Annotated in this window: 13 protein-coding genes; 6 read left to right on the top strand and 7 right to left on the bottom strand. The window is 63.8% G+C overall.

The window, feature by feature from the left end; translation table 11 throughout:
• Positions 1-5: 5 nt before the first annotated feature.
• Positions 6-737, bottom strand: a complete 732-nt coding sequence (gene lipB / locus NEK97_RS03205; RefSeq protein WP_257368421.1) for a lipoyl(octanoyl) transferase LipB — start codon at positions 735-737, stop codon at positions 6-8.
• Between the two features lie 77 nt (positions 738-814).
• On the opposite strand from lipB, the gene NEK97_RS03200 reads away from it, so the two are divergent.
• Entirely contained in the window at positions 815-2,419 is a 1,605-nt protein-coding gene (locus NEK97_RS03200) for a serine/threonine-protein kinase (protein WP_257368420.1), read from the top strand.
• A 14-nt stretch (positions 2,420-2,433) separates the two neighbouring features.
• Here NEK97_RS03200 and NEK97_RS03195 read toward each other — a convergent pair whose 3' ends face one another.
• The gene (locus NEK97_RS03195) at positions 2,434-3,333 is read right to left on the bottom strand and encodes a TIGR01777 family oxidoreductase (protein ID WP_257368418.1); all 900 of its coding nucleotides are present in this window, start codon (positions 3,331-3,333) and stop codon (positions 2,434-2,436) included.
• A gap of 85 nt (positions 3,334-3,418) precedes the next feature.
• On the opposite strand from NEK97_RS03195, the gene NEK97_RS03190 reads away from it, so the two are divergent.
• Positions 3,419-6,931, top strand: a complete 3,513-nt coding sequence (locus NEK97_RS03190; protein ID WP_257368416.1) for a S41 family peptidase — start codon at positions 3,419-3,421, stop codon at positions 6,929-6,931.
• Between the two features lie 84 nt (positions 6,932-7,015).
• On the opposite strand, the gene NEK97_RS03185 is transcribed toward NEK97_RS03190, so the two are convergent.
• Positions 7,016-7,444 carry an OsmC family protein gene (locus NEK97_RS03185; protein ID WP_235520467.1) on the bottom strand — a complete coding sequence of 143 codons (429 nt, stop codon included), beginning with the start codon at positions 7,442-7,444 and terminating at the stop codon, positions 7,016-7,018.
• Positions 7,445-7,576: 132 nt separating this feature from the next.
• Here NEK97_RS03185 and NEK97_RS03180 point away from each other — a divergent pair, with 132 nt between their 5' ends.
• Positions 7,577-7,960, top strand: coding sequence for a VOC family protein (locus tag NEK97_RS03180; RefSeq protein WP_257368414.1), 384 nt, complete (start codon positions 7,577-7,579; stop codon positions 7,958-7,960).
• Positions 7,961-8,090: 130 nt separating this feature from the next.
• Here the strand turns inward: NEK97_RS03180 and NEK97_RS03175 are convergent, their stop codons facing one another.
• The 4 genes from NEK97_RS03175 to NEK97_RS03160 form a co-directional block, all read right to left on the bottom strand.
• Positions 8,091-8,444 (bottom strand): hypothetical protein, encoded by a 354-nt coding sequence (locus tag NEK97_RS03175; RefSeq protein WP_235520469.1) that lies wholly within the window; start codon positions 8,442-8,444, stop codon positions 8,091-8,093.
• Between the two features lie 131 nt (positions 8,445-8,575).
• Positions 8,576-10,324 (bottom strand): 2-oxoglutarate dehydrogenase, E2 component, dihydrolipoamide succinyltransferase, encoded by a 1,749-nt coding sequence (gene sucB / locus NEK97_RS03170; RefSeq protein WP_257368412.1) that lies wholly within the window; start codon positions 10,322-10,324, stop codon positions 8,576-8,578.
• A 113-nt stretch (positions 10,325-10,437) separates the two neighbouring features.
• A complete protein-coding gene (lpdA, locus tag NEK97_RS03165; RefSeq protein ID WP_235520471.1) occupies positions 10,438-11,820 on the bottom strand; it encodes a dihydrolipoyl dehydrogenase in 1,383 nt (460 codons plus the stop codon).
• A 294-nt stretch (positions 11,821-12,114) separates the two neighbouring features.
• Positions 12,115-13,638: a leucyl aminopeptidase gene (locus NEK97_RS03160; protein WP_257368410.1), complete on the bottom strand. Its 1,524-nt coding sequence runs from the start codon at positions 13,636-13,638 to the stop codon at positions 12,115-12,117.
• 350 nt (positions 13,639-13,988) lie between these two features.
• Between NEK97_RS03160 and NEK97_RS03155 the strand changes: the two genes are divergently transcribed.
• The 3 genes from NEK97_RS03155 to NEK97_RS03145 all read left to right on the top strand — a co-directional run bounded on the left by NEK97_RS03155 (position 13,989) and on the right by NEK97_RS03145 (position 17,653).
• A complete protein-coding gene (locus NEK97_RS03155; protein ID WP_257368409.1) occupies positions 13,989-14,927 on the top strand; it encodes a proteasome assembly chaperone family protein in 939 nt (312 codons plus the stop codon).
• Between the two features lie 35 nt (positions 14,928-14,962).
• On the top strand, positions 14,963-16,324 hold the full coding sequence (locus NEK97_RS03150) for a nitrate/nitrite transporter (protein WP_257368408.1): 1,362 nt from the start codon (positions 14,963-14,965) through the stop codon (positions 16,322-16,324).
• A gap of 78 nt (positions 16,325-16,402) precedes the next feature.
• The gene (locus NEK97_RS03145) at positions 16,403-17,653 is read left to right on the top strand and encodes a DUF4192 domain-containing protein (protein WP_257368407.1); all 1,251 of its coding nucleotides are present in this window, start codon (positions 16,403-16,405) and stop codon (positions 17,651-17,653) included.
• Positions 17,654-17,822: the final 169 nt, after the last annotated feature.

The following is a 17,822-nucleotide window of genomic DNA, read 5'->3' as shown; positions in this document are numbered from 1 at the left end:
CAAGGTCACTGGAGTGCTCCTTCGGGGGTGGAAATGAGTGCTTCTTCGTGCTTGCTGAATTCTTCAACGAAGCGGTCAACGATATCGGCCGGATTGATGGTCTGGCCTGTTTCCAGCGACATGGTGGTGACGCTGGCGTCGGTGATGCCGCACGCAATGATCTGTGCATAGGGTGCCAGGTCATTGCTGCAGTTGATGGCCACGCCGTGCATGGTGACGCCGTCGAGTACTCGGATTCCGATGGCCGCAATCTTGCGGTCCGGACCCTTTTCGTCGCCGAGGATCCACACCCCGGCCCGGCCTTTGACGGTCACAGCGTTGATGCCGTAGTCCTTCATCACGGCGATCATGATGGCCTCAAGGCGCTCAACGTAGTCGCGGATTCCGGCACGGTTCTTGAGCTTCAGGATGGGATAGGCGATCAATTGTCCCGGCCCGTGCCAGGTCAATTTGCCACCCCGGTCCACGGGAACGACAGGAGTGCCATCAAAGGGACGCTCGTGGTCCTCCGTGAGCTTGCCGGCCGTGTAAACGGCGGCATGCTCCAGAAGCAGTACGGTGCTGTTCTTCTCGCCCGCAACAACCTTGTTGTGGATTTCGCGCTGCAGGTCCCAGCCCTGCATGTAGTCAACGAAATCGGGGGCAAGACCCAGTTGTGAAAACTCAAGAGTCATGCGTTCAAGCTTAGACCCCGCAGCAGACTGGCCATGGTTTTGTGGTGAACCTCTCAGTCGCATCGCCGCTATTGGACAGTGACGAGGTGGGCCTGTGGATAACTTCTGCACCGATTCCGAGTCTCCGGTAGACCTTATCCATGGAAACTCTCAATTCTGCTGACAAGCCTCCCAACCTGCCGGGGTATCGGGTCAGCCGTCAACTGGGCACGGGCGCGAGCTCCACAGTGTGGCTGGCGAGGAGAAACGGAGACGGAGAGCGGTTCGCAATTAAATGCGTCAAGGCGGCCGCCCATGGTCCCATGGAGGCGCAGGGGATTGACGGCGGCGTTTCCCGTGAGGCCGGCATCTTGTTTGGGGTGAAACACAAGCACTTGGTTGGCATCCACGACGTCGTCCAGTTCGAGGTCGATGGACATGGAGCCCAAGGAATTGTCATGGACTATGCCGCGGGGGGCTCGTTGGCGAACCTGCTGTCCGGACGGGGCCGGCTCCGGGTGGGGGAGGTTGTGACTGTTCTGGGGCCCCTTGCCCAAGCCTTGGACTACCTTCACTCCCAGGGATTGGTGCACGGGGACGTCGCGCCGGGAAACGTCTTGTTCACGGCCGAAGGAATGCCGCTGCTGGCGGATTTCGGGATCACGTCCAGGGTGGGGGACGCCCAACACGGCCTGGACGTGGGTACGCCTGGGTTCATCGACCCTGTGGGCGTCGTTTCCGACGGCCACGACGAGGGGGCATTGCGGCCGGAACGCGACTTGTATTCTCTTGCGGCTGTCGGATGGTTCTGCCTGACGGGCTCGGTCCCCGGCCTGGCACCTGACCGTCCGCCCTTGTCATTTGTAGCCGACGATGTTCCCCGGTCCATCGCTGGCGCGTTGGAGGCCGCTTTGGATCCGGACCCCCGGATGCGTCCATCCGCAAGGGAATTTTCGACGGCGATTTTCCGCAGTGCAGCTCCGGAAGCAGTGGACCTGGCAGGGGCGGTGCACGCGTCCGTCATTCCGGAATTGCTGACCCGGCGGCAGGCACTGGATCGAAAACCACACCAACGTGCCGTGAAGTTTGGGAAGCTGCCCTCGCTCCGGCCGCCGGCAAAGGTTGCGACCCGCAGGACACCCCGGACACGGCGGACGCCCAAGCCACGCAAAAATATGACGTACGTACGGGCAGCTGTGGTTCTCGGGATCGGAGTCCTCGTCGGTGCCGCTGCGTGGGGCCTTTGGGAGCAGGGGAAGCCATCGACGACGCCGTCCGGAGTGGGGAATGGTGCTCGCGTATCCAGTGAGGGCCTGCCCACGGACATCCTGGAGTCCTCTTCGCTCCCGGAGGGCCTCAAACAGGAGCTTCGGTCCGATGACCTGGCGGTCGTTGTGCCGGCGTTGGCGGCCGTGCGGGATGTGGCGTTGCGTGAAGGCCCTGTGGAGCTGCTGGCTGTGATCAACGCACCGGGTTCACCGGCCGAAGCCGCCGACCACCAAGTGGGGGACCACCTTCGAACCGCCGGCACGGTGTTTGCCGGACTCGCCACAACCGTGACGGCGGTGACCATCGAGGAACCCCCTCAGCCCGACCACGCAATGGTGGGGCTCGTAGCCGCTACATCCGCCTATGAGGAGCGACGCTCCTCAGGTTCGGTGGTCCGTTCAGAGCCGGCGGGGACGCCACAGCATCTCCGGCTGCATCTGGAGCGTAGTGACGGGCGATGGCAGATCGTAGAGATCCTGGCCGGCACCACGGGCTGAGCTTGGTGAAGTCCCTAGTGGTCCTTTGCCGATGTCAGCCACTCCATCGCTTCAGGTAGCGAGGGGTGCTGCCAGATGAAGCCCGCGTCCGCCAGGCGTCCGGCCTCCATCCTTTGGTTCGCCAGCACGAGTTCGTCCGCCAGCTTTCCGAGGACCAGCCGAAGTGCCGGCCGGGGTACCCGGCAGAACGCCGGCCTGTGGAACGCTTTTGCCAGGTGGGACACAATGGTGTTCACATCAGCGCTTTCGGGAGCGCAGACATTCACCGGTCCGTCGATGTCGGCCGTCAAAAGGTACGCCAACGCGGCAGCTTCATCGGCCAGCGTGATCCACGGCCAGTATTGGCGTCCGTTGCCAAAGGGGCCTCCGAGCCCGAGCTTCAGGAGGGGGAGCAGTGGCCCCAGGGCTCCACCTGACAGGCTGAGAACCACGCCGGTCCTCGGCGTTACTACGCGCACGCCCGGCGGCGCGGTCCTCGCAGTCCGCTCCCACTCCACGCAGAGGGGGCCTAGGACGCCGCCGCCGGGGCCCGAGTCCTCCCGGAGTGGGCCATCTGTCGTTGCGCCGTAGTAGCCGGACGCGGATTGGCTGATGAACACCGATGGCGGTTCGCTTAGCCGCCCCATGGCCTCAGTCAGGGTGCGGGTGGGCTGGAGGCGTGAATCCCGAAGCACCTGGATTCGCTTCTTCGTCCACGGGCGGTCACCTATGCCGGCCCCGGAGAGGTTCACCACGGCATTGACGCCCTGGAACACTTTTTCGTCCAGCTCTCCAGCGGCGGGGTTCCAGGCCCACTCCGCTGCATTCCTGGCAGGCCGGCGGACCAGCCGGACGACGTCGTGGCCCTGGCTGGCCAGTTGCTCCGACAGGGCCGTCCCGATCATTCCCGACGCTCCGGACATCACGATTCGCATGACCCATCTCACCATGACGAAGGCACGCGGGGGAAACGCCCGCCGATGCCCGGGACGTCGGGTGGGTCTTGACTATGATCGAACAATGACCTCCTCCAGCTACCTCCGTTTCCCGCATGTGCACGGCGATCTGGTCACCTTCGTGGCCGAAGACGACATCTGGGTCGCGGCCCTTTCCGGCGGCCGCGCCTGGCGGGTGTCCTCCCAACAATTGCCTGCACGGAACCCGCGGTTTACCCCGGACGGCCAGCGGCTGGTGTGGACGGTTGTCGTCGGAACGTCACCCGAAGTGGTGACGGCGGATGTCGACGGCGGCGGGTACAGGCAGCTCAGCTACTTCGGGCACAGCACCACCAAGGTCAAGGGTTTCACCCCCTCGGGCCACGTCATTGTCACCAGTGCGTTCCAGCAATCCGAAAGCCGCCACACGTACGCCTACAGCCTTCCGCTGGACGGCGGCTCCGCCGTCGAACTTCCTTTCGGACCGGTCGAGGCCGTTGCTTATGGGCCCGAGGTCGGCGACGAGAAGCCAGTGGTACTGGCCAGCGTGCTGTCCCGCGAACCGGCTTGGTGGAAGCGGTACCGCGGCGGTACGGCGGGCAAGCTATGGATCGACGCCGACGGCAACGGAGAATTCGAACGGCTGCTCCCGGAGATTGAAGGCAACCTGACGGACCCTCTGTGGATCCAGGGCCGCATTGCCTTCCTCTCAGACCATGAGGGGTACGGAAACCTGTACTCGGTTTTGCCTGATGGTTCAGGACTGCGGCGGCACACCGATCACGAGGACTTCTATGTCCGGCATGCCAGCACCGATGGCCAGCGGGTCGTCTTCGAATCCGCCGGCGAGTTGTGGATTCTTCCGTCGCTCGACGCTGATGTCCAGGCCACAAAGCTGGACATCAGCCTGGGTTCGGCGTCCCCGGCACGCCGTTTGGCGCCCCTGAAAGTGTCCGCCCACCTTGGCGACGTTGTGCCGAACCTGACCGGAACTGCCAGCGCCGTGGAATCGCACGGCACCGTACATTGGCTTCGGCATAAGGACGGTCCCTCGCGCGTGGTTGAGGCTACTCCCGGTGTCCGTGCCCGTTTACCTCGCCCGCTGACAGAGGGACGGATCGCCTACGTCGCAGACCACGGTGGGGTGGAGGCGCTGTACATCAAGCGCATTGCCACACCTCTCCCGGCAGCAGTCGAAGTGCCCAAGGCGGCCGTTGAGCAGCCCAAGCCTACAAACGACGCCGACCCGTTGCCGAAGCCAGTATCGGCGTCTAACGTCCTGGGGCAGAACAAAGTTGCTGCGGGAGTCGAACAGGGCGCCCACGGGGTGGCCACGGTTGGAGCGACGGGCAACGCCGGCGATGACACCAGTGCGGGCCAGTCCGCGGACACCGTGGGCGGTACGGAATCGCCGGCAGCCCCAGCTGCGGAAAACACCGCGCAGCTCCGGATCGAATTTCCGGCCCTGACCCGGACAAGTGCGCTGGAGGCCAGCCCGGACGGCCGCTGGCTTGCTGTAGGCACATCGTTTGGTGACGTCTTCGTTGCCGATACCTCCACCGGGGCGCTGACACGTCTCGTGAGCGTCGGAGAGGGGAGCATTGATGAGTTGTCGTGGTCTGCCGATTCGGAATGGCTTGCGTGGTCCGAACCGGTGACTTCGTTCGGGTCGCGGAGCAAGCTCAGGATGACCCGCCCCGGCGGGAAGGAGTCCGCAATCGTGGATATCACGGATGGCCGCTTCTGCGATACCTCGCCGCGGTTTACGCCGGACGGAAAGTTCCTCGCGTTCCTGTCCAACCGGAGTTTTGACCCCGTATACGACGGCCACTCCTTCGATTTGTCCTTCCCGAGCCCCATCAAGCCGTACCTGGTGGCGCTGGCGGCAGACACGCCGTCGCCGTTTGGACCCTCGATTGACACGCTTGAGGATGAGGTCCCCAGCCCGGAGAAGTCCGACGACGGCGCTGTCGCCACCGTTCGCGTCGACGCCGACGGGCTGGCGCACCGCGTTATCACCGTCCCGGTTCCGCAGGGCAACTATTCGGACCTTTCCGCCGCGGACGGTGCACTGTTGTGGTTGGACACTGAGCTCACGGGTGTCACCGGTGAGGGCAAGGGAACACTGCAGGACAAGAAGACGGCGCCGTCCCTGGTGCGTTACGACCTCGGCAAGCGTAAGCAGGCCACCCTCGTCAAGGCAGTGGACAGCTACCGCTTGTCGGGGGACTTGAGCCGCATCGTCTATGTCCTGGACAAGCAGGTCACATCAGTGCCTGCGGACAGCAAAGTGGACGACGATTCCGCCGAGCTGGTCAAGGTGGAGCTCAACAGGATCCGCGTCATCCTGGACCCCGTTGCTGCCTGGGGCCAGGCATTTGAGGAGGCCTGGCGGTTGCAGCGCGATTTCTTCTGGACCGCAGACATGGCCGGGCAGGATTGGGATTCGGTGTACAAGCTTTACCGCCCGATCGTGGACCGGCTCGGTACCCACGACGACCTTGTCGATCTGTTGTGGGAGATCCATGGTGAGCTCGGCACGTCCCACGCCTACGTGAAGCCGGCAGCGGTCACGGAGGCCGGACGGAATGGACAGGGCAGGCTGGGTGCCGAATTGCAGCTCGGCAAGAAGGGTTGGGAGATTACCAGGATCCTTGCAGGGGAGTCCTCCGATCCCCTGGCAACTTCGCCGCTGACGCGCCCCGGTGCGGACGCGAAGGTGGGCGACGTGCTCTTGGCGATCGACGGCGTCGAACTTTCCGCTGCGCTGACTCCAGCAATGCAGTTGGTAGGTGCAGCGGGCCGAACCGTGGAACTGACGCTGTTGAACGGCACTGGCCACGGCGAAGCAGCCGGACAGCAGCGTCGGGTAGCGGTGGTTCCTGTGCGCGACGAGGAAAGGCTGCGCTACCAGGACTGGGTCCGAGCCAACCGGCGGACCGTCCGGGAGGCATCCGACGGTAAGTTCGGCTATCTTCACGTCCCGGACATGATGGCCAATGGCTGGGCGCAACTCCACCGGGACCTTGATACCGAAACCGCGTTGGACGGCCTGATCGTGGACGTGAGGCGCAACCGTGGCGGCCACACCTCTCAGCTGGTGGCCGAACTCATTGGCCGCAAGGTGACGGGATGGAGCATGCCACGAGGTGAAAAGCCCCGGACCTACCCGGACCACGCCCCGCGGGGACCGGTCATCATCCTTGCCGACGAATTTGCCGGGTCCGATGGCGACATCATCACGCAGGTCTCGAAGCTGCGCGGCATTGGCCCTGTTATCGGCACCCGGACCTGGGGCGGCGTCGTGGGCATTGACAACCGGTTCGCCTTGGCAGACGGAACGGGCGTCACGCAGCCGCGGTACGCCACGTGGTTCAACGGGGGCATCGGGTGGGACGTGGAGAACCGCGGAGTGGAGCCTGACATTGAGGTCCTCTTCCCGCCGCACGCCTACGCGGCCGGTACGGATCCGCAGCTGGAATACGGCATCGGGGCGCTCAAGGAAATGATCCAGGAATTGCCCACCGATCGGCCTCCGCTGCGTGAAGGTTACCGGAAGGTGCGTCCGGCGCCGTTGCCGTCGCGTCCGCAAAGCTAGCGCGCATCCCCGAGCATGGAAGAGCCCCGCCGCTTCGCAAGGAAGCGGCGGGGCTCTTTGATGTATCTGATGCTGAGGGGAAGCCTAAGCGGCGAGGGTGGCATCCAAGGTGATCTCGATGCTTGCCAGAGCGCCGGATACGGGGCAGCCGGTCTTTGCGTCTTCGGAGATGCGGCGGAAGTCCTCTTCCGAGAGGCCGGGAACCTTTGCCGTCATGGTGAGGTGGCTTCCGGTGATACCGGTACCCGGGACGAAAGTTACATCAGCCTTGGTGTTGACCTCTTCCGCGGTGAATCCCTCTCCGGCCAAGGCGTGGCTGAAAGCCATGGAGAAGCAAGCGGAGTGGGCTGCGGCGATGAGTTCTTCAGGGCTGGTCTTGCCGCCGGACTGCTCGGTGCGTGCCTTCCAGGTGACATCGAAGGTGCCCAGGCCTGAGCTGTCCAGCGTGGTGTTGCCGGCGCCTTCGATGAGGGTGCCGTTCCAAACCGTGTGTGCGGTACGTGTTGCTGCCATGTCCACTCCTTGGGGTCGTTGTGAGTCGGCAACCAGCATGGGCCGGTGCCACCGGGATCAATCCTAGGGATTTGGCGGCAGGACTGCACGGCCATTCTGCTGACAGTGGATTGTGACCCCTAGACTGGCCGAATGGACACACAGGAAAAATCATCCGGCGCCCAACGCCGTGCCCCGAGAATAGCTTCGATCATGGTTAACGCGGTGGACCCTTCCCGCCTTGCCGCTTTTTGGTCGGACCTGTTGGAGATGCCCATAGCCGCGGAGCATGAGGGATTCATTTGGTTGCGCTCCGCGGAGCCCGGCCTGCCGCGGTTGGCTTTTCAACAAGTCGCAGCACCAACGGAAGGCCGACGTCGCCTCCACCTGGACCTGCACGACGCCGACGCCGCGGCTTTGCGGGTGAAGGCCGAGTCGCTGGGGGCTACTTTTGTCGAGGGCCACGATATTGCAGATTTCCATTGGGACGTGATGCGTGACCCCGAGGGTAATGAGTTCTGCATTGCCCAGGAGTAGCCAGCGCGGGTAACCAGCGTGGCTGCGTCAGCGTCCCTACCTCTTAACGCAGAAGCCGTCCCGCCCTGCAGGCTTGCAGGACGGGACGGCAGTGCTTTCTACGGGAAAGCTACCGCGGATCGAATCCGGTTCAGTTCCAGAGAGTGGCGATGGCGATGTTCACCAGGGCGAGGCCACCCACGCTGTGTGCCAGGCCGGTGGACACCGGTTCGCCGTTCTTGACCTTGCGGGAGCCAATGACGGCGAGGACCGCTACAGCCACTGCGATGGCGAACTTGACGCCCAGCTTGAAGTAGTTGGGATCGGCGTTGGGAAGCATCGGCAGGACACCCATCATGGCAATGCCCGTCAGGAGCTGGAGGAACGCGCCGTCGCGCTGGCGGGGGTGGACCGTGGGCTCCCGGAGGGTCGCGATCCAGTAACCCACGATCATGGCTGCGCCGACGATGTGGAAGAACACCAGAATGCTGAACAGAATACTCATGGCTCCAGCTTATCCAGAGGGTTCTACGTCGCGTAGCAAAGCCACGCGCAGGTGGTTAAAGCAAAAGGGCAGGTTGCCGGATATCCGGCAACCTGCCCTTTCAGTTCCGCAGTGCTTACGGGTTCGTGATCCTAGAGACCCAGGTCTGCTTCGAAAGCACCTTCCTCAAGGCGGGCCTTGAGGGTCTGCAGGAAGCGGCCGGCGTCGGCACCGTCCACCAGACGGTGGTCGTACGTCAACGACAGGTACATCATGGAGCGGATGGCAATCGAGTCGTCGCCGTTCTCATCGGCAACCACAACGGCGCGCTTGACGATGGCGCCGGTGCCCAGGATGCCAACCTGCGGCTGGTTGATGATCGGGGTGTCGAACAGTGCACCAACGGAACCGATGTTGGTGATGCTGAACGTACCGCCGGACAGTTCGTCCGGACCGATCTTGCCATCACGGGTACGGCCCGCGACGTCGGCAATCTTGCCGGCCAGGCCAGCAAGGTTGAGGTTGCCTGCGTCGGAAATGACGGGGACCAGGAGGCCCTTGTCAGTGTCGACGGCGATCGCCAGGTGCTCGGCGTTGTGGTACGTGATTTCCTGCTTGGACTCATCGTACGCAGCGTTCAGCTTGGGGTGCTGCTTCAGGGCCTCGGCAACTGCCTTGGCGATGAACGGCAGGAAGGTCAGCTTGACACCGTTCTGGGCCTGGAACGAGTTCTTGGCCTTGAGGCGGAGCTTGGCGATCTTGGTCATGTCGACCTCGTGCACCTGGGTCAGCTGGGTGGAGACCTCAAGGGACTCGCGCATGCGGCGGGCGATGACCTGGCGGATACGCGGGGCCTTCTCCGTGGTGCCACGCAGGGACGAAGCCACGACCGGCGCAGCCGACTTGGAAGCGGGCGCTGCAGCGGGGGCCGGGGCTGCCGGTGCAGCTGCAGCCTGCTTGGCTTCAGCGGCAGCAAGGACGTCCTGCTTGCGGATGCGGCCACCGACGCCGGTGCCGGCAACGGAGGTGATGTCTACGCCGTGCTGGTTGGCAAGCTTGCGGACCAGGGGAGTGACGTAGCCGGACTCCGAGGCAGACGCGTCACTGGCGGGTGCGGCGGCCGGGGCAGCGGGAGCCGGGGCAGCAGGTGCAGGCGCAGCGGCGGGGGCCGCGGGAGCCGGTGCAGCCGCGGGGGCAGCAGGTGCAGGCGCAGCGGCAGGCGCAGCCGGTGCCTCAGCGGGCTTCTCGGCAGCAGGCGCAGGTGCCGCGGCCGGAGCCGCCGCAGGTGCCGCGCCCGAGCCGATGACGGCCAGGACAGAGCCAACTTCAGCAGTCTCGTCTTCGTTGACGCGGATCTCCTGAAGGGTACCGGCAACGGGGGAGGGGATCTCGGTGTCGACCTTGTCGGTGGAAACCTCGAGGAGCGGTTCGTCAACTTCAACGGTGTCGCCCACGGCCTTGAGCCAGCGCGTCACAGTTCCTTCGGTGACACTCTCGCCGAGTGCTGGGAGGGTTACTTCGTGGCCTTCGCCGCCGGAGGCTGCGGGAGCGTCGGCAGCAGGTGCTGCGGGAGCCTCTTCCGCGGGTGCAGGTGCAGCGGGTGCTTCCTCTGCGGGCGCAGCCGGAGCCTCCTGGGCCGGCGCGGCGTCGGCAGCAGAGCCTGAGCCGTCGCCGATGCGGACCAAGGGGGCGCCAACTTCGGCCGTCTCGTCTTCAGCGACGAGGATTTCTTCGATGACGCCTGAGATCGGAGAAGGGATTTCGGTGTCTACTTTGTCGGTTGAAACCTCGAGCAACGGCTCGTCGATCTCCACCCGGTCACCAACCTGCTTGAGCCAGCGGGTGACGGTTCCTTCGGTGACACTCTCACCGAGGGCGGGCAAGTTAACGGATTCAGACATGTCGTCCCCGTTCTCCTTATTGATCTTTGTGCGGATGAATTCTGCTGGTCCGGGTCGGGTGCATCCGGCTGATTCCGCCGCATGCACCCGACCCGTTTGTCTTGGGTAAAGACTTAGCCGTGGAGCGGCTTGCCCGCGAGGGCGAGGTGGGCTTCGCCCAGTGCTTCGTTCTGGGTGGGGTGGGCATGGACCAACTGGGCCACATCCTCCGGGTAGGCTTCCCAGTTCACGATCAGCTGGGCCTCACCGATCTGCTCACCGATGCGCGAACCGATCATGTGGATGCCAACTACGGGGCCGTCCTTCTGGCGGACGAGCTTGACGATGCCACCGGTACCAAGGATGGAGCTCTTGCCGTTGCCTGCAAGGTTGTATTCCTGGGTCTGCACCTGGTCGTCGCCGAACTTGGCCTTGGCGGCCTTTTCGGTGTAACCGACGGTGGCGATTTCAGGCTCGCAGTAGGTGACCTTGGGGATGTTGATGTCCTCGACGATGGCCGGGTTGAGGCCGGCGATTTCCTCGGCGACAAAGATGCCCTGCTGGTAGCCGCGGTGTGCAAGCTGGACGCCCGGGACGATGTCGCCCACGGCGTAGATGTTGCCAACGCCGGTGTGGAGACGCTCGTTGGTGATGACGAAACCACGGTCGATCGTGATGCCGGCTTCTTCGTAGCCCAGATTTGCGGTCACAGGACCGCGGCCGACTGCTACGAGCAGGAGATCGGCTTCGAACGTCTGGCCGTCGACCAAGGTGACCTTGACGCCGTCGTCGTTCTGCTCGACGCCCTGGAAGAAGATCCCGGTGGTGAACTTGATGCCACGCTTCTTGAAGGCGCGCTCGAGGTTCTTGACGATCGAGGCGTCCTCGTTGGGAACCAAGGAGGGAAGGCCTTCGATGATGGTGACGTCAACGCCGAAGGACTTCCATACGGAAGCGAACTCGACGCCGATAACACCGCCGCCCAGGACGATGGCGCTCTTGGGGATGTAATCCATGGTGAGGGCTTGGTCCGAGGTGATGACCTTGCCGCCGATTTCGAGGCCAGGCAGCGAACGGGAGTAGGAACCCGTGGCAAGGACGATGTTCTTGCCCGTGTAGGACGTGCCGTTCACGACGACGGTGTTGTTGCCTTGGAGCTTGCCTTCACCTTCGATGACGGTGATGCCCTTGGACTTGATGAGTCCTTGGAGGCCCTTGTACTTTCCGGCAATGATGCCGTCCTTGTAGGCGTTTACGGCCGGCATGTCGATGCTGTCCAGCGTGACGTTAACGCCGTACTTGGCGGAATCGCGTGCATGGTCGGCCAGTTCGGCCGAGTGCAGGAGGGCCTTGGTGGGAATACAGCCGTTGTGCAGGCAGGTCCCGCCGAGCTTTGCCTTTTCCACAAGGCCAACGGTGAACCCAAGCTGCACGGCCCGCAGGGCGGTGGCGTAGCCGCCGCTGCCGCCACCGAGTACCAGGATGTCGAATTCTTGCGCAGTTGCCTGATCGGCCACTAAAACGCTCCCTCGCGTGAGTGATGACACGGGACTGCGTGCCATCTGGTCTTTGGAACTTGTTCTGCCGTGATTATGCCAGCACCTAAGTTCTCTTGCATTTGTGACTACCGAGTTCACCTTAGCGAACCACCTACCCATGCTCCACCCTCCGCGGGCGTTTGTGGTGCGCTTGTGTCGAGACTCACGTTCACTTGTGACACAGCCCTACACGCCGCATAATTCCGGGGTTGTGCGGGCCCCGTTGCATGGATGCGCAGGGGCCCGCACGCCCTTGGAGGGCAGGGAATGATGCTAGGCGGATACCGCCAGGAGGTCCTCGGCGTAGGCAACCAAGGTCCGCACGGTGCAGCCGGTGCCCTGCTTGGGGGTGTAGCCGTACGGGCTGCCGTTGTTGAACGACGGCCCGGCAATGTCCACGTGGGCCCACGGGATCTGCTGGCCGTCGCCGTTCTTGCCCACGAACTCGCGCAGGAAGACCGCAGCGGTCATCATGCCACCGTTGCGCTCACCGATGTTGGCCAGGTCCGCAACCTGCGAGTCGAGGCTCGGCCGCAGTTCTTCGGGCAGGGGCATGGGCCACACCAGCTCGCCGGCCCTGTCCGCGGCTGACTTCAGGGCAGCAGTGACGGAGTCGGAGCCCATGACCCCGGCTGTACGCAGGCCCAAAGCAATCAGTTGGGCGCCCGTGAGGGTGGCAACGTCAATGATGGCGTCCGGCTTCTCCAAGCTGGCCGCGACGATGCCGTCTGCCATAACGAGGCGGCCCTCGGCGTCAGTGTTTAGGACTTCGACCGTCTTGCCGCCGTAGACCGTCAGCACGTCGGCGGGCCGCTGCGCGGCACCGGACGGCATGTTCTCGGCAATGCACAGCCACGCGGTCGCCTTAATGGGAAGGCCAAGGGAGGCGATGGCCAGGACCGCGTTAAGTACGACGGCGGCACCGGCCATGTCGCTCTTCATGTCGCCCATCCCCAGCGCCGGTTTGATCGAGATGCCGCCGGTGTCGAACGTGATGCCCTTGCCGACGAGGGCGATTTTCTTGGTGGCCTTGGCAGGGGCGTATTCGACCTTGACCAGGCGGGGCTGGCGGGTTGAACCCTTGCCGACGCCCATGATGCCCCCGAAACCTTCCTTTTCGAGTCGCTTCTCGTCCCAGACCGTTACCTTCACAGGGAGGCCCTTGGCGAGTTCCTTGGCGGACTCGGCAAACGACTCGGGGTACAAGTGACTGGGCGGCTGGTTGACCAGCGTCCGGGTGGCATTGACTGCGCGTGCGAGAACGATTGCCCGGTCCAATGCGGGCTGTGCGTCCTTGGCGTTTACATCCGAGAAAATCAGGGCCTTGGCGACCGGAGCCTTCAGGCCGTCCTTGCTGGAGCGGTGCTCCGTGTAGGAGTAGGCACCCAGGGCCGCACCTTCGGCGACTGCTGCGACGTCGTCGACGCTCGTCGTTGGGAATGCGAGGGTGACCGATGAGACGCCTGCGAGCTGTCGGACGGCAGATCCTGCTGCGCGGCGCAGAGCCTCTTCGGTGAGGCTGCCGCCGTCGGGCAGTTTGCCCACGCCCGCCAGGACCAGGATCTCCGAACCCGTTTCCGGCAGCCCCGGGAGCCGGTGAACCTGATCCGCCGCGCCCGTGATCCCCAGCAGCTTAAGGGAGCCGGCTACCGATTCGGCCGCCTTTGCGCTCAACGGGTTCGACAGCAGGACGGGCCCGTCCGTTCCCTGCGCAACGCCAAGCACAAGGGCGTCGCTGGGGGACTTTTTCAGGTCTTTGGCGATGATGCCCAGGATGATGTCAGTAGTCTTGACCACGAGGATCTGTCCTCACTTCTCTCTGCATTGCATGGCGGGGCCGCATGTTTGGCGGCCTGCCCCGGTTGTCGCCCCACGTCATCTTGCGACGGCGGCCTTGGAGTTCAGGACCGGCGCCGCACAGGCGCCGGTCCGTTTCGATCGTAGTCTCTCGGGTGCTTTGGACAGCAATTAAATGAGAGCTGCAGCACAACGGGGGCAGGAATGCCCGGTCGAAGCGGTGCGTTGTACAACTAGAGAAGAGTGCCGCTGCCGGGCGGGGGGAGTCCCTGGTTCCAACCTCCGGCAACAGCTGGCCACCCTGAAATTTGTCTTCGTCCTGAAGATTGTCTTCGTGAAAGGAACATGCCGTGTTTGAACGGATATCCGGCTCCCTCCTGGACCCCGAGTCGCTCTATGCGAGCAACATCGAGACGTTCCACAGTCCTGAACTGCGGGGCCTGGACATGGTCATGGGCTTCACGGGCTTCGCCGACGCCGGTCACGTGGTCCGGCAGATCAACGCAGAGCTATTGGACGGAGACGACGTCCAGGTCGTTGCCATGTTCGACGCCGACCAGCTCATCGACTACCGTTCGCGGCGGCCGCACATCAGCTTCGTCGAAGACCACCTCGAGGACTACCAGGCCCCGAAGCTCGGCTTGTACAAGCTGAACGACGGCCTCGGCCAGCCCTTCCTCCTGCTGGCCGGTTTTGAACCGGACCTCCAGTGGGAGCGATTCTCCCGGGCCGTCGTCGGAATCGTCGAGAAGCTGGACGTGAACCTGGTGACGTGGATTCATTCCATCCCCATGCCGGTACCGCACACGCGGCCGGTTGGCGTCACGGTGCACGGAAACCGGCCCGAACTGATCGATGGCATCTCCAGCTGGAAGCCCACCGTCGAGGTGCCCGCCGCCATTGGCCACATCCTTGAGCTTCGGCTCACTGAAGCGGAGCGAAACGTGGCAGGCTACGTCATCCACGTCCCGCACTACCTTGCCGAAGCCGAGTACCCGCCAGCCGCCGTGGCAGGGTTGGAGTACCTGGGGGCCGCAACATCCTTGATGCTGCCCACCGACCGGCTTCGTGAAGCGGGACGCGAAGTGGGCCGCCAGATCGCCGAGCAGATCCAGGCCTCCGAAGAGGTTCAAGCCGTGGTTTCCAACCTGGAGACCCGGTACGACGAGAAATCCGAAGGCATTGTGCGCCGTTCGTTGCTGGCCGACGAGAATGACGAGCTGCCCAACGCCGAGGACATCGGCGCAGCAGTTGAGGCATACCTGGCCCGTAAAGACTCGCCGCAATAAATCAGCTTTGAAGTCCCGGGAGGCATAATTGGGGGGTGAATGCTCCCCGCGCCTGGCTCATCTGGACAATCGGCGTGTTCGCCTACCTGGTGGCAGTCGCGCAGCGTACATCCTTTGGTGTCGCAGGCCTGGAAGCCACCGAACGTTTTGACGCCAGTGCTGCTGCGATCTCTTTCTTCACCGTGCTGCAGTTGCTGGTTTACGCTGGCCTGCAGATCCCGGTGGGTGTCCTGGTGGACCGCTTCGGTTCCCGTGCCATGGTGGCCGGTGGTGCCGTCCTCATGGGCTTGGGACAGTTGCAGTTGGCTTTCGCTGAGAGTGTTCCCGGCGGGGTCCTGGGTCGGGTCCTGGTAGGGGCAGGCGATGCCATGACCTTCATCTCCGTGATCCGCCTGGTCCCCTTATGGTTTGCCCCGGCCAAGGTGCCGCTGGTTACCCAGCTCACGGGGATGTGCGGCCAACTGGGACAACTCTTCAGCGTCGTTCCCTTCGCGCTGCTCCTGCATTCCGCCGGTTGGACGCCGGCGTTCCTGACGCTGGCCGCAATGTCGGTGCTCGCCGTCGTCCTGGTGCTTGCACTACTGCGGGACGCGCCTCCAGGGCACCCGCCGCGGGCTGAGGGTCAAGGGCTCCGGGCTACCGGCGTCTCGCTGTCGCGTGCCTGGAAGCAGCCCGGCACCCGGCTCGGGCTCTGGAGCCACTTCACCGTGCAATTCAGTGGAAACCTCTTTGCGATGACCTGGGGCTACCCATTCCTGCTCTCCGCCCAAGGCCTGGACGCTGGCACGGTTTCGGCGTTGATGGCGCTCTTTGTGGGTACGGCCATCGTGGCAGGTCCAGGCTTCGGACGCTTCGTCGCCAAGCATCCCATGCGACGATCTGCGCTGGTCCTGCTGATCACGCTCGCCACGGCCCTGGCCTGGGCTGCGGTCCTGGCCTTGCCTGAACGTGCCCCCCTATGGCTCCTGGTGATCCTCGTGGTTGTGCTGGCCATTGGTGGCCCTGGATCCATGATTGGATTCGACTTCGCCCGCACCTTCAACCCTTCCCATCGGATCGGCACGGCAACAGGGATCGTCAACGTCGGGGGCTTCATCGCGGCGCTTGTCGCGATCTACCTCATTGGCCTTGTCCTGGACCTGCTCAATGCAAGTGGCTTCTCCGGTGGTGAGTTGTACGGCCTGGCGTCCTTCCGCATTGCCCTCAGCGTTCAGTTCGTGCTCCTTGGGCTTGGAACGGTCCTGATCCTGATGACACGGCGCAAGGTCCGCCGGCAGATGGCTGCCCAGGGAATCCACGTGCCTCCCTTGGTGGCTACGCTCGCCAAGCAGCGCCGGGAACGGATAGAGCGTCGTCGCAACCAGCGGGCCGTGGGCAACGGGCCGAACGGCGCCTAGGGGAAGAACGACCGCAGCTTTTCCACATACGGCGAATGGTTTCTGGTGGTGCCGACGCGGCCTGCGCAGGCTGGAGCCATGACAACAAACAAGATCCTGAGCATCCGCCAACCCGAAGACGTCCTCGGCTACATTCCGCATATGTTGGGCTACTGGCCTGAAGACAGCCTCGTAGCGATCACCATGCAGGGGAAGGTTCTCGGCGCGACACTGCGCGTCGATCTTCCCGCCCGACATGCGCCGCAGGTGCTTGCCGGTTTCGCCGACCGGGTCCGCAGCTACCTGATCGCTGACGAAGAAGCGGATGGCGTTCTCCTGGCCCTCTACTCCGATTCCGGTTGGGCAGACGGTGCCGTGGTCCGCACCATGGTTCCGCTACTCGAGGAGCTGCGTCAATGCCTGGACGAGGTGGATTTATCTGTTCGGGACGCGTGGTTGGTGGGAAAGGACTATTGGCGCAGTGCTTACTGCACTGATATAGGTTGTTGCCCGGTGCCCGGCCGCTCCGTCGACAGCATTAGGGACAGCAGGCTGAGCGCAGAGTTGGTGTACCAGGGGAGTATGGTCGGTCCACCACCGGGAGCGGGCCCAGGCACGTCGTCCCTCGCCCGGCCCGGGAGCCTTGATGCGGGAGTTCTCGAGGCGGAAACGCACTACGGTGAGCGGATGCTCAGCCTGTGGCGCAGCGAGCGGTGCTTGGACGCGGTCCTGGCCGTTTGGCAGCACGTCATCACGACCAGGGGGGAACGCGCTCCGTTACACCCGGGACAGGATGCCGCGCTCGTAGGATTCCTGCGGATGACACTGAAGGTCCCGGCATGGCGGGACGCTGTCATCGTCATGGCAGCCGCCGGAATCGAGTCGGCAAAGTCCGGAGCCGCGGCATACGGGTTCTTTGATGATGAAGGCGGGGAAGACCCCGTCTTCGATCCGTGCGAGGTGGGGGTGCCAGCCGTTGCGTCCGAAGCGTCGTCGGCCGGGTCGTGGAGCGCGGTGGACGTGTACACCTACGGCGACGTGCTTCTGGGAATGCGGCCAGAGGTGCCCCTTTGGCCTCAGCTCCACGCCCTGCAACAGGTTATGTCGACTCTGTGCGTCGAAGAGGAAAACGGTGCCGTGGCTGCGGCAGCCTTGACCATCCAAGGCTGGATTTCCTGGTGCAAAGGCAGGGGCTCAATAGCCCATGCCAGCCTGGAGCTCGCAGAGTCAGCGTGTCCCGGCTACCGGTTGGCAGAACTGCTCAGTGACGTTCTGGCGCAGGGTGCCATTTGCGAGTGGGCGCGACGCCCTGAATCGGCCTGGCGGGGGCGGCGTGACCTTTCTGTGTAGTGCTTGACCATTTATCAGGCGTGGGTTTTCCAAAATCGTGAGACAATGGATGCCGAGACCCGGTTGGGTCCGCGTTCGAATGCCTGAAGTGTCCCGGAGATCGGGAACATAACAGCGTCGTCGGGAGTTCTACATAAGGACTCTGCAGGCGGCGATCACATTTGAAATT

The sequence above is a fragment of the Paenarthrobacter sp. UW852 genome, assembly GCF_024608385.1.
Lineage (GTDB): Bacteria > Actinomycetota > Actinomycetes > Actinomycetales > Micrococcaceae > Arthrobacter.
This window is presented reverse-complemented; position numbering and strand designations above follow the sequence as displayed.